The sequence below is a fragment of the Hydrogenophilus thermoluteolus genome (assembly GCF_003574215.1).
Classification (GTDB): Bacteria; Pseudomonadota; Gammaproteobacteria; order Burkholderiales; family Rhodocyclaceae; genus Hydrogenophilus; species Hydrogenophilus thermoluteolus.
The window spans coordinates 25,684-37,428 of the sequence record NZ_AP018558.1; the positions used below are offsets into that span (position 1 = coordinate 25,684).

Annotated in this window: 10 protein-coding genes; 4 read left to right on the forward strand and 6 right to left on the reverse strand. The window is 62.0% G+C overall.

What is annotated here, in order from left to right; translation table 11 throughout:
* Nucleotides 1-21: 21 nt before the first annotated feature.
* The 3 genes from HPTL_RS11515 to HPTL_RS00120 all read right to left on the reverse strand — a co-directional run bounded on the left by HPTL_RS11515 (nucleotide 22) and on the right by HPTL_RS00120 (nucleotide 3,833).
* Entirely contained in the window at nucleotides 22-1,587 is a 1,566-nt protein-coding gene (locus tag HPTL_RS11515) for a methyl-accepting chemotaxis protein (RefSeq protein WP_119334154.1), read from the reverse strand.
* Nucleotides 1,588-1,599: 12 nt separating this feature from the next.
* Nucleotides 1,600-2,136: a PAS domain-containing protein gene (locus HPTL_RS00115; RefSeq protein ID WP_119334155.1), complete on the reverse strand. Its 537-nt coding sequence runs from the start codon at nucleotides 2,134-2,136 to the stop codon at nucleotides 1,600-1,602.
* Nucleotides 2,137-2,327: 191 nt separating this feature from the next.
* Nucleotides 2,328-3,833: a DegQ family serine endoprotease gene (locus HPTL_RS00120; protein ID WP_119334156.1), complete on the reverse strand. Its 1,506-nt coding sequence runs from the start codon at nucleotides 3,831-3,833 to the stop codon at nucleotides 2,328-2,330.
* A gap of 97 nt (nucleotides 3,834-3,930) precedes the next feature.
* Between HPTL_RS00120 and HPTL_RS00125 the strand changes: the two genes are divergently transcribed.
* The 4 genes from HPTL_RS00125 (at nucleotide 3,931) to HPTL_RS00140 (ending at nucleotide 6,903) form a co-directional block, all read left to right on the forward strand.
* A complete protein-coding gene (locus tag HPTL_RS00125; RefSeq protein WP_119335990.1) occupies nucleotides 3,931-4,908 on the forward strand; it encodes a hydrogen peroxide-inducible genes activator in 978 nt (325 codons plus the stop codon).
* Between the two features lie 53 nt (nucleotides 4,909-4,961).
* Entirely contained in the window at nucleotides 4,962-5,768 is an 807-nt protein-coding gene (locus tag HPTL_RS00130) for an NYN domain-containing protein (protein ID WP_119335991.1), read from the forward strand.
* Between the two features lie 167 nt (nucleotides 5,769-5,935).
* The gene (locus HPTL_RS00135; protein ID WP_119334157.1) at nucleotides 5,936-6,409 is read left to right on the forward strand and encodes a Dps family protein; all 474 of its coding nucleotides are present in this window, start codon (nucleotides 5,936-5,938) and stop codon (nucleotides 6,407-6,409) included.
* Nucleotides 6,410-6,468: 59 nt separating this feature from the next.
* Nucleotides 6,469-6,903: a hypothetical protein gene (locus HPTL_RS00140; protein WP_119334158.1), complete on the forward strand. Its 435-nt coding sequence runs from the start codon at nucleotides 6,469-6,471 to the stop codon at nucleotides 6,901-6,903.
* Here the strand turns inward: HPTL_RS00140 and HPTL_RS00145 are convergent.
* The 3 genes from HPTL_RS00145 to HPTL_RS00155 are packed head-to-tail and all read right to left on the reverse strand — an operon-like array spanning nucleotide 6,856 to nucleotide 11,698.
* Nucleotides 6,856-9,369 (reverse strand): DNA topoisomerase III, encoded by a 2,514-nt coding sequence (locus HPTL_RS00145; RefSeq protein WP_119334159.1) that lies wholly within the window; start codon nucleotides 9,367-9,369, stop codon nucleotides 6,856-6,858. The genes HPTL_RS00140 and HPTL_RS00145 overlap by 48 nt on opposite strands.
* 41 nt (nucleotides 9,370-9,410) lie before the next feature.
* A complete protein-coding gene (gene dprA, locus HPTL_RS00150; protein WP_119334160.1) occupies nucleotides 9,411-10,556 on the reverse strand; it encodes a DNA-processing protein DprA in 1,146 nt (381 codons plus the stop codon).
* The gene (locus HPTL_RS00155; protein ID WP_170141222.1) at nucleotides 10,553-11,698 is read right to left on the reverse strand and encodes a LysM peptidoglycan-binding domain-containing protein; all 1,146 of its coding nucleotides are present in this window, start codon (nucleotides 11,696-11,698) and stop codon (nucleotides 10,553-10,555) included. Before HPTL_RS00155 ends, dprA begins: the two co-directional genes overlap by 4 nt.
* Nucleotides 11,699-11,745: the final 47 nt, after the last annotated feature.

Below are 11,745 nucleotides of genomic sequence, written 5' to 3' on the forward strand. Positions count from 1 at the left end.
GTTTGGCGGCGCTGCGTGTGCTCACGCGGTGCCCACGCTGCGGCCACGCAGGCGCGCTGTTACCGAAGTACGCTTTTCAGGCTGGGCAGTTGCATCGTACTTCTGCGCCATCATCTCCCCGATCAAGCGGATCACCTGCTGGCTGCCGGTTTCGGCTTGGTGCATCCCGGCGACGATCGCCTGCAGGATCGAATCGTCGTGGAGCCAATCTTGCTTCGCTTGCGTGATCGCAGCGCGCACACCACTGTGGACCTGTTGGTGCGGCCCTTCGAGTTCGCGGTACGCGGGCAGATGGGAAAACGCGGCTTTGCCGTGCCCTTCGTAGTACCATTTGCCCAAGCGGCAGTTGTGGTGGTCGACCAGAACCGCTTGCGCCTCTTCCCCTTCGCCGCCCTTCTCCACCGCGACGTAGCCGCGTTGCATATAGATCACATGGTCGAGCTTCACGAGGCTCGCAAACGCCACGTCTTTCGCTTTGGTGAGTGCCGCGATCGTCTCTTTCGCGCTTTTTGCCACCTCGTCGAATTGGGCTTCGAAGCCGGTGACTTTGCCCGCAACCTGTTGCGCGGCGTCTGAGAGGGCGAGCGTTTGTGTGACCATCGCGTCGACTTCGCTGCGTAACCCGCCCATCACCTGCCCGATCTCCTCGGTGGCTTTGCGGGTGCGTTCTGCGAGTTTGCGGACTTCGTCCGCAACCACCGCAAAGCCGCGCCCCATCTCGCCCGCGCGCGCTGCTTCGATCGCGGCATTCAACGCCAAAAGGTTGGTCTGCTCGGTGATATCCGCAATCAACTGCACCGCTTTGTCGATCTGGGTGCTCGAGGCTTCGAGCTGTTTTGCGGTTTGTGCGGTTTCGCTCATGCGGTTGGTGATCTCAGTGAGCGTCGCGGCAATAGCACGTACCGTCTGTTGGCTTTGTGCCGCACCCGCTTCGTTCTGTTGCGCGAGTTTCAAGACGCCGTCCATTTCGTTGCCGACCGCTACCAGGTCGCTCTGATTCCCCGCCAAGTTTTTGAGGAGGTTACCGGTATTGAGGTGGTGGAGTTCGCTCATCAAGCGGTTCTTGCGCGAAAACTCCGCCGCTTGTTGCATCGCGTCGAGCGCTTCGTTGATCGCCGCCATCGAGACCGCGAATTCTCCCGGCATCCCGGCCACGAGCGCTTTGCGGGTGAAATCGTCGCGCTGTGCGCGCAGGAAACAGGTGGTGACCTCTTTGAAGTAGGCTTCGACGATATCGAGGAACTCGTTGAGTTCCCACGCCACTTTCCCGATCTCACCCAGCCCTTTGGTATGGGTGATGCGGCGGCTGAAGTGCCCTTTTTTCACCTCCTGCAGCGTCGTAGCGATCTTGCCAAGGGTGACGAAAGGCTGCACGATCGAGCGGTAGGCAAAAAACGCCAAAAAGGTGGTGACGAGCGGCGCGACGATATTGGGAATTTGTGGACCGTTCATCACGAGTGAGTAACCGGCCATCGCCCAGATGAACAACACGAGGACAACCAGGGTGAATTTGATCCGTTGCAGCAGGAACGGAATGTGGGCGCTGACGTGACTCGTCGGCTTTTCGATGAGATCGAGCTCGCTCATGGTTGGGACTCCTTACGCATTGGGGTGCGACTGGAAGAGGTTGAGGACAAACGACTCATAGGTGTGGCCCTTTTCCGCAAGGTGCGCAGTGAGCCATGCAAGCGACGCGTCGCACGCTTTCGCGGCACCTGCTTCCTGTTCGATGCGGCGCATCTCGGCGTAGAGGGGTTCGATCACCGCGATCGCGGCGCGCGGTGCCTGGCGGCGTACCGAAAAGTAACCGAGGATGCGGCCCGCTTCGATGTCGGGCGTGACGTTCGCGAAGACCCAGTAAAAGTGTCCCTCCTTGGTGATGTTTTTGACGAACCCAAACCACTCGTGGCCCTGCGCGATCGTGTCCCAGAGGTGTTTGAACGCGCCTCTGGGCATATCGGGGTGGCGCACCAGATTGTGTTGTACGCCCAGTGCGTCTTCTTCGGTGAAACCAGAAACCTTCATGAAAACGCGGTTGATATAGGTGATACGCCCTTTCGGGTCGGTCTTGCTGATGATCTGCTCATCGGGCGAAAAAGTGACTTCGGTTTGGGTCGGTGTGATCTTGCGTTTCATCGCGCTTTCCCAGAGAGCCGTTTGCACTCATTATAGTGAATCTATCGGCTGCCAACGGAAAAACTTGAGCCCTTTTGGCCCACAAAAAGGCCCACCACCGGTGGGCTCAGGGGGTATCTCAGGCCGTATCGGATTCAGGCAGTCGGAACGGGCCCCTGCCTTGAGGCGTGAATGGGCAGGGGGTGCTCTTGTTATCGGGTTACCGCGATGAAAAGACGCATGCCGTCACGGTCGATCAGCAACGCCACCCGTTTGCCCGCTTTGGCGAGCGCCGCTTTGAGCTCGGCTGGCGTTTGGACCCGCTTCTGATTGACGGCCAAAATGACGTCACCAGGCTGAATTCCCGCTTGCGCAGCGGCGCCGCTCACCGCAGTGACGATCACGCCGCCTTCTACGCCGCGGTTTTTCGCTTCTTGCGGGGTGAGCGGGCGCACGGTGAGGCCGAACGGGGTGTCGTTGTCGGTCCCTTTGGCGGTGGGTGCCGCATCGGGGTCGTCGAGTTCCGCGAGCGTCACCATTTTTTCCAGCCGTTTGCCTTGACGGAGGAGCCCAATCGTCACTTTCTCCCCAGGTCGGCGCTCGCCGATCATCCGCGGCAAGTCACCCGAGTCCTTCACCTCGTTACCATCGACCGCGACGATGATGTCACCCACCTCGATGCCGGCGCGGGCAGCGGGGCTCCCCGGCTCGACTTGCGTCACCAGTGCGCCGAAAGGTTTTTCAAGACCGAAACTCTGCGCCAGCGCCTCGTCCATACCCTGGATCACCACGCCGAGTTTGCCGCGCTGCACTCGACCGTACTGGATGAGTTGGTCTTTGACCTTGAGCGCAACGTCGATGGGGATTGCGAACGAAATCCCCATATAGCCGCCGGAGCGCGAGTAGATCATGCTGTTGATGCCGATCACCTCGCCCTTGAGGTTGAAGAGCGGCCCACCGGAGTTCCCCGGGTTGATCGCGACGTCGGTTTGGAGAAATGGTACGTAGGTCTCGTCGGGCAAGCGGCGCGATTTCGCTGAGATGATTCCGGCGGTGACCGTTTGGTCGAGCCCAAACGGCGCGCCCACGGCGATCACCCATTCGCCCACCCGCGCTTTTTGGGGATCCCCGAAACGGACCGTGGGGAGATTCTGCGCGTCGATTTTGACCACTGCGACGTCGGTCCGTTTGTCGACTCCCACTACCTTCGCGGGGAATTCACGGCCGTCGGCAAGGCGCACGGTGAGTTCCGTCTTACCCCCCTCTTCATCGGAGACGACGTGGGCGTTGGTCAGAATATAGCCGTCGCTGCTGATGATGAAGCCTGAACCCACGCCACGCCGCACTTCGGGGGCGCCCCCCGGGCCGTGCGGGTTGGGAATGATCGGCATCGGAATCCCGAAGCGGCGGAAAAATTCGTAGAAGGGGTCACCCTCTTCGAACGGGAACGGCATCGCGCCGGGAAAACCGGTCCGCTCGACGGTGGTTTTTACCGAAATGTTGACGACGGTGGGTTTGACCGCTTCGGCAAGGTCGGCAAAATCGGGAAGTGAAGCTTCTCGCGTTTCACTGCCGAAAAAGGCTGGGGTGAGCGCCGCGGAGGCGTGGGGGTGGGCGTGCGCGAACAAGGGTAGCAGCGATGCGGCCGCGGTGAGGCACAGCGCTGCCGCGCGCCGGGAAAGGTTCGTGCGGGGATAACGGGCCAGGATTCCATCCATATTGCGTTCCTTTGCAGACAAACGTGGTGTGATCATACCAGCAGGTTAGAATCCTACTCGGTACGGAGAGTTCCAGGAGCGCGAAACGATGACCGGCATCACGTTGAACGAATTGCGCTACTTGGTGGCGCTGGCGCATGCGCGCCATTTCGGACGCGCGGCGGAGCAGTGTGGTGTGAGCCAGCCCACGTTGTCGTTGGCGATCAAGAAGTTGGAAAAACGGCTGGGCGCGTTGCTCTTCGAGCGCACCGCTGCCGATGTGAAGCTCACCGAAGTGGGGCGCGACGTCGTGGCGCAGGCCGAAAAGGTGCTCTTCGAGGTGCAGCGCCTGGAGGAGATCGCGCAAGCGCATCGCGATCCGTTCATGGGGCCGTTGCGGGTGGGCGCGATCTATACGATCGGTCCCTACCTCTTTCCCCGTCTGGTTCCCAAAATGCGGGAAAAAGCGCCACAGATGCCGCTGATTCTGGAGGAAGGGTACACGGCCCAGTTGGCGGAGTCGTTGAAGCGCGGGACGTTGGATGTCGCGGTGTTGTCGCTGCCGTTCGAAGAACCCGGAATCGTCACGCAACCGCTCTATGACGAACCGTTCCGCGTGCTGTTGCCTGCAGACCATCCGTGGTTGGTGCATGAAGCGATTCCGGCGTCGTGGTTGGCCGAAGCGTCGGTGTTGCTCTTGGGGCCGGGCAACTGCTTTCGCGATCAGGTGTTGGAGATCTGCCCGCAGTGTGTCCGTCGATCCCCGCTTGAAGAGCCGTTTGCCGGCAGTTCCTTGGAGACGATCCGTCTGATGGTCGCCAGTGGCTTGGGGATCACGGTATTGCCCGCCTCCGCGGCCGACGACGCCAGCCGCTTGTCGCCGCTGCTTGCCGTGCGGCCGTTCGCACCGCCCGAACCCTACCGCCGGGTGGTGCTGGCGTGGCGGGTCACCTACCCCCGCCACCGCGCGGTCGATCTGCTGCGCGAAGCGATTTGGGAAGCAGGGTTACCGGGTGTGCATCGGACAGGGACGTTGGCGGACGGTTATCTCACCAGTCAGGGAGAGTGCTGGGAGACGACGCAGTCCGTGCGCTAGTGTGAGACGAAAATTTGAAAAAATAATTGACAGAGAAGGAGTCTTGGACTATGATGACAGAGAAATCCGCCCCTGGCAGTAAGCCTTCCCTCACGGATTCAGGGATCGCCGAACCCAGGGGCAGTTCTCTTTTCGAACTTCGCCCTGTCGACCTTTTGCGCCACGTCTCTCCTATCGTCACTGCGGTGATGGTGGATGCTGAATTTTTTCTCAAGCGTGCGCATCGCCTGTTCGGTCCAACAACGCCCCGCGACGCTGCCGAAAAGCTTCACAAGCTGGCACTTGATCATCTCAATGACTCGCACGGCCAGCGTACGGCCCGTTTGTACCGTATTTTTGTGTACGATGCCCCTCCTGTTGCCTGGAAGGGGCATACGCCCCTCAGAAAGCGGTCGCTGGATTTGGCGCAGTCTCCGACGGCACAGTGGCGGCACGCGTTTCATGAGACGCTTCGTGGTCTGCGAAAAGTCGCGCTGCGCCTGGGTGAAATCCCTACCAACCAAGTGCGGTGGCAACTCAAGGCAGAGGTGTTGAAAGAACTCATCAACGGCAAACGCCGTTGGGAAGATCTGACCGACGACGATTTTCGACTGGACTTGCGCCAGAAGGGTGTCGATATGCGCTTGGGTCTGGATATCGCTTCCTTGGCTTACAAGCGGCAAGTCAACCAGATCGTTTTGATCTCGGGCGATGCCGATTTTGTGCCAGCAGCGAAGCTTGCACGCCGAGAAGGTATCGATTTCATCCTGGACCCGATGTGGGCTACGATCCGCCCAGACTTATACGAGCACATCGACGGCTTGCGCTCGGTATGTCCGCGTCCGTCGAAAAAAACTCAGAGTAACGCCGAAGTTTCTTGACACCGTGCGTCAGTGACCGTGATTTCGAGCGAAAGCGCGTCGATTCGACACGCGGCGCGCCAACTCCCTGTGGTTCCCTATCGTCGCGATAGGTTTTTCGTGCTCGCAATGTGGGAGCGATGCTGCTATAGTGTTGACCACGACAACGGATCGGAAAGGAGCAGACCATGGAACCGAAAATCGACATCGGCATCGCGCAGGAAGATCGGCAAGCGATCGCGCAAGGGCTCTCCAAACTTTTGGCCGATACCTTCGTGCTCTACTTGACGACGCACAATTTCCACTGGAACGTCACCGGCCCGATGTTCCAGACGCTGCACACGATGTTCATGGAGCAATATACGGAGTTGTGGAACGCACTCGACGAGATCGCGGAGCGGATCCGCGCGCTCGGTCATCCGGCGCCGGGGAGCATGTCGGAGTACCTGAAATTGACTCGCCTTTCCGAAGTCCACGGTGTGCCGAAAGCGGAGGAGATGGTCCGGATTTTGGTTGCCGGGCACGAGGCGGTGTGTAAGACGGCGCGCGAGATCGTGCCAACCGTGGAACGCGCCAACGACGAGCCGACGCTCGATCTCCTCACCCAACGGTTGCAGATCCACGAAAAGACGGCGTGGATGTTGCGCAGCCTCTTGGCGTGAGCGTCTGTTCGTTGTCTGGTCTGGTAACGTCTGGTAACGTAAGCAGAGCGCGCTCCGAGATGCCGACGACGCGTCCGCGCGGCTGGTGGCTCGCAGTGACGCAGGCGTTACTCAGCTGGTGGGTCGAGGTGCGCGGTTGGGCGGCCGCCACCGCGACGCCGCAGGGGGCGGCTGTAGCGCTTGCCGTGGTGGGGTTGCTTTTCTTTCTGTTCGGGCTCTGGTGGTTCGTCTTCGACTGGGATCAACTGGTGGCACTCACCCACAACAGTGGGCGCTGCGTCCCATACCTCACCGGCCCGAAAGCGGCGTTTTTCATCGTCGCGACCCTCACGGCGGTGTTGTTGTCGCTCTTTTCCATCGCCGAGGCGGTTTCGCTCTACCTGCACCGCCGTCGGCGCAAACAGCGCTGGTCGAATTGGCTCGTGGGGCTGGGGGTTTCGAGTATGCTACTCTGGAGCGCGCTCCTCTACGGCCTTGCGGCGTGGTGTTTTTGACTCCGGAAAGCGAAATCCCACCTTACCCGTCGGATCGAGCGTCAATTGCGCTTTGAAGCGGCGACGGGTCCGCGCCGAAACGAACCCTTCGAGTACGCGGGTGGTCTTTTCCCGCAGCAGTTCGGCGGCGATTTCCGGGGCGATCGGTTGCTGCAGGATCGTCGCCGCAAGGCGAAAGTCACACGTAGGCTGCGGCGTGAGGTTATTACGACAACGGTAGCCGTTTTGCCAGACGACGACGGCATCGCCACACTTCGGACAGGGACCGATCACCTCGGCGTTTGCGAGCGCTTCGCGCTGCGCTTCGGGGTCGAGTGGTTCCTCTTCGTTTGCGAACGTGAATTTCGGTTCGTGGTTTTCGTCGAGTTTGAGTTCTGCGGTAAACGGCCGCCCTTGCTTGCTGCGGAACCCGTCGAGCGGACCCACCCGTCCGTTGCGGATCAGGGTTTCGGCTTCGTCCGCGCTCAATTCCCGCCCCGCGATCTGCTTGAAGAAACCCCAGCCGCACGTTTCGCACTGGAACTTCTTGTAGTTCTCTTTGACGACGCCCCCGCACTTCGGGCATGGCGCGTTCAGGGTGGCGTAGTCACCCGGAATCGTTTCCGCGTCGTACCGTCTGGCGCGTTCGACGATCTCGGCGGCCATTTCGCGGATCGACGCCATGAAGGCGTCGCGCGGGATTTCGCGCTTTTCCATGAGGGCCAGGCGGTGCTCCCACTCTCCGGTCAATTCCGGTGAACGTAAGAGTTCGATCCCGAGCCCTTTGAGGAGCGTCATCAGAGAAAAGGCCTTCGGAGTGGGAATGAGCTCGCGTCCGTCGCGGATCAGGTAGTGGTCCTGGATCAGCCCTTCGATGATCTGGGCGCGGGTCGCAGGCGTTCCCAGGCCACGTTCGGCCATCGCAGCGCGCAGTGCTTCATCTTCCACGAGCTTACCGGCGCTCTCCATCGCGGAAAGGAGGGTGGCTTCGGTGAAACGGGCGGGCGGTTTCGTGGTGAGGGCTTTGGCTTCGATCGCCGCAACCTTCGCAGTTTCACCAGGCAGCAACGGCGGAAGCGTCCCCGTTGCGGTTTCGTCGTCCGTTTCGCCCTGTTTGCCATAGACTTCGAGCCAGCCGGGCTGCACCAGAACTTTGCCTTCGGTTTTGAACGCGTCTTCCCCGACGCGGCTGATGCGGGTGGTGATGCGGTACTCCGCGGCAGGGTAGAAGATCGCAAGGAAGCGGCGCACCACCAGGTCGAAGAGTTTCGCTTCGGCGTCGTTGAGGTGTTTGGGGCGCTCGCCGGTGGGGATGATCGCGAAGTGGTCGGAGACTTTGCTGTTGTCGAAGATCCGTTTGTTGGGCCGCACCCAGCCGTTTGCGAGGATCTTGTCGGCGAAGGGTTGATAGGTGTCCGGCAGATGGGCGAGTGTCTCCCGCACCGTCGCGATCATGTCTTCGGGAAGCGCTTTCGCGTCGGTACGGGGGTAGGTCAGCACCTTGTGCCGTTCGTAGAGCGCTTGCGCAAGCGCCAGCGTCTGCCGCGCAGAAAAACCGAAGCGGCTGTTCGCTTCGCGTTGTAGGCTGGTGAGGTCGAACAAGAGCGGCGCCGACTGCTGGCTGGGTTTGCTGCGCTCCTCTACCGTAGCGGTTTGACCGCGACAGCGATCGACGATCGCCTGCGCTTCCTCCTCGCGCCACAGCCGGTAGGGCGTTGCGTCCGGGTCGTCCCCCTTTTGGAACGATTCGCGGAACCAGCGGCCGCGGTAGGTGCCGGAGGCGATCGCGAATTCGGCTTCAACCTCCCAGTAGGGGCGCGGGGTGAATGCGCGGATCGCCTTTTCTCGTTCGACCACCATCGCAAGCGTCGGGGTCTGTACCCGTCCCACCGGCGTGAGTTGGAAGCCACCCGATTTCGAGTTGAACGCCGTAAGCGCACGCGTGCCGTTGATCCCGATCAACCAGTCGCTCTCGGCACGCGAAATCGCGGCTTCCCGCAAACCGGTGAGCGCTTCGTGGTCGCGCAGTTCGGCAAAGGCGGCGCGAATCGCTTGCGGCGTCATCGACTGGAGCCACAGCCGTTTCACCGGCTTTTTGATTTTGCCGTAGGTGACGATGTAGTGAAAGATCAACTCCCCTTCCCGCCCGGCGTCGCACGCGTTGATCAAGCCCACCACGTCTTTGCGCTTCGCCAGGCGCAGGAGCAGTTTCAGCCGGTCTTCGCTCTTTTTGATCGGTTGCAGGTCGAAGTGGTCGGGCAGAACCGGAAGGTGGGCGAACGACCATTTGCCCCGCTTCGGTTCGACCCCTTCCGGTGCCTTGAGTTCGAGGAGGTGGCCAACGGCTGAGGAGAGCACGTAAAGGTCCGACTCATAGTAATCCTTTTGCCGCTGGAACCCACCGAGCGCCCGCGCGATGTCCTGGGCCACCGAGGGTTTCTCCGCGATGATGAGCCATTTGCCGTGTGGGGGTGTGGTGTCGTTCATGATGAATGGGTTTCCTGATGATGGGTTCGTTCGCGTTGGGTTTAGGAGAGGCGTTGGTAGCAGTCACCCGGGAGTTTCGCAACCCGCCCTTCGAGCTCCCATTCCAGGAGCCGGGCGCTTACTTCGCTGCTGGAAAGCCCCGTTCGCGCGACGAGCGCGTCGAACGGCACCGGGTCGAAACCCAGCGCCTGCCAGAGGGGGTCGTCCCGGTGTGTTGATTCCGGTTGCTGGGTGCGCTGCCGAGCAGACGCACCGACCCCGACTGCTTCGCCGTTGCCAGCCGCTGTGTCGGAAGGATGGGCGGTAAAGGGCAGCGGCGGGGTTTGCCATCGCCACTCTTCAAGGATATCTTCGACACACTCGACCAGTTTCGCCCCGTCCCGGATCAGGCGGTGACACCCTTTCGCCAAAGGGTTGTGGATCGAGCCGGGAATCGCGAAGACGTCGCGCCCCAGTTCCGCCGCAAGCCGCGCGGTGATGAGCGAGCCGCTATTGACCGCGGCTTCGACGACGAGCGTCCCGCGGGCGAGTGCCGCGATCAACCGGTTGCGCCGGGGGAAGTGGTGCGGCAGCGCCGGGGTGCCGAGTGGAAATTCGCTGACGATCGCGCCGTGTTGCGCGATGCGCTGCGCCAGTTGGCGATGCGCGGCGGGATAGACGCGATCGGCACCGGTGCCGATCACCGCGACGGTGCGGGCAATCGCCCCTTCGTGCGCCGCGGCGTCGATCCCCTGCGCGAGGCCACTCACCACGGTGACGCCCGCTTGCGCGAGCGCTTCGGCGAACGCGCGCGCGGTGGCTTTGCCCGCTGCGGTGGCCCGCCGGGCGCCGACGATCGCGAGCGCGTCGCCGTTCAGCAACGCCGGGTTGCCGACAACAAAGAGGACGAGCGGCGGGTCAGCCAGATCGAGGAGCGTTTTCGGGTACCCGGGCGAGGTGAGGGTGAGCAAATGGTGGTTGGGTTGCGCCAGCCACGCGAGCGCCGCGTCAAGGAGCGCTTCCGCGGGCGGCGTTGCAAGCGCTGCCGCAATCGCTTCGCCCAGTTCGGCGGCTACCCGCGAACGCGGCTGCGCGAGCACCTCTTCCGGTAACCCGTAGCGCGCCAGCAGCAGTCGCAGGTTTGCCGCGGTGAGCTTGGGGTTGAGCGTGAGGGTGAGCCAGGCACGGGCTTCTTCGAGCGACGTCATGGCGCGCGCGCGCGGTCTCCCAAACGGACGGAATCGGTGGTTTCGAGCACCAGCGCGTAGGCTAAGTGCGGGAAGGTGCGAAAGACCATCGCAACGCCGTACCGTTTAGGGGGTAACGGCACCGGTTGCTTCGTTTCGGGGTCGGTAATCGCACCCCGGTCACGCCAGAGCGCAACGACATGGCCGCGTTCGAGCCCTTCGTTTTCACCGGCATCGAGCAAGACGACCTCGTACGCGCCGCTTTCCGGCGCCTCACGCCAAAAACGGACCACTTCGGCGTCGAGGTCGGGGTCCGGCGCGTGCGGGACGAAATTGGTCAGCGGCTCGGGTTCGGGAACGAGCACGCGGTCCCCCGCACGAATCTCTGCGACCGTTTTGGTGAGCGTGAGCACGGCACCTTGGCGGGGATCGTCACCGAACGCGACTTCGGCTTCACCCAAATAGCGCGCCTCGAAGCCGAGCAGGGTCTTGCCGTCGCGCCGGGTGATCGGCTCAGCGGGGCGAAAGAGTTGCACGCGGCGCGCCCCATCGGGAACCCCGACGGCGAACGCCCGGTCGAAGAGTCCCGCGAGCGTCCGTCCCTCTTCGAAACCGATTACGCGCCCGGCCTTTTCGAGTTCGCGTTGTGTCACGACCAAGGGACGAGTGAGGAAGGGATTGACCGCAGCGAGCGGAAGCGTCGGGATCGCGGCTTCGAGCGGCGCGTGACGAAGCGACGGGAAACGCTTTTCATAAAGCAGCGGCTGCGCGATGTGCAGGCGCAATTGCCTGCGGTCGAGCAACAATTTTTGGCCCGGATAGATGAGATGGGGATTGGCGATCGCTTCCCGATTCATGCCCCAGAGTGTCGGCCATTGCCAAGGATCGTCGAGGTAGCGGCGGGCGATTCCCCACAGCGTGTCGCCACGCTGGACGGTATAGAGCTCCGGCGCGTCGGCGCGCAGTGTGAGGGGCGGTGTGGCAGGGCGCTCATGATGCTGTTGGACTGCGGGCGCGGCTGTAGGGGCGGCTACGGGGCGCGCGCCTGCCTCCCCCGTCTGCGCGCGCACGAACGCGGGTGGCGCTACCAGCGCCAATGCGGTGACCAACTGCGCGTAACGCTTTATAATGCCAACCATTCCTGTCCTTTGCGCCCGTTTCATCGCGCTCATTCTAAAACAATTTTTTCTTGAGGCAATAGGAAGACCCA

Bases quoted from the DNA above. Each gene is read 5' to 3' on its own strand.
- HPTL_RS11515 (WP_119334154.1), bottom strand. From the start codon at position 1,587: ATGAGCGAGCTCGATCTCATCGAAAAGCCGACGAGTCACGTCAGCGCC.
- HPTL_RS00115 (WP_119334155.1), bottom strand. From the start codon at position 2,136: ATGAAACGCAAGATCACACCGACCCAAACCGAAGTCACTTTTTCGCCC.
- HPTL_RS00120 (WP_119334156.1), bottom strand. From the start codon at position 3,833: ATGGATGGAATCCTGGCCCGTTATCCCCGCACGAACCTTTCCCGGCGC.
- HPTL_RS00130 (WP_119335991.1), top strand. From the start codon at position 4,962: ATGACAGAGAAATCCGCCCCTGGCAGTAAGCCTTCCCTCACGGATTCA.
- HPTL_RS00135 (WP_119334157.1), top strand. From the start codon at position 5,936: ATGGAACCGAAAATCGACATCGGCATCGCGCAGGAAGATCGGCAAGCG.
- HPTL_RS00140 (WP_119334158.1), top strand. From the start codon at position 6,469: ATGCCGACGACGCGTCCGCGCGGCTGGTGGCTCGCAGTGACGCAGGCG.
- HPTL_RS00145 (WP_119334159.1), bottom strand. From the start codon at position 9,369: ATGAACGACACCACACCCCCACACGGCAAATGGCTCATCATCGCGGAG.
- dprA (WP_119334160.1), bottom strand. From the start codon at position 10,556: ATGACGTCGCTCGAAGAAGCCCGTGCCTGGCTCACCCTCACGCTCAAC.
- HPTL_RS00155 (WP_170141222.1), bottom strand. From the start codon at position 11,698: ATGAAACGGGCGCAAAGGACAGGAATGGTTGGCATTATAAAGCGTTAC.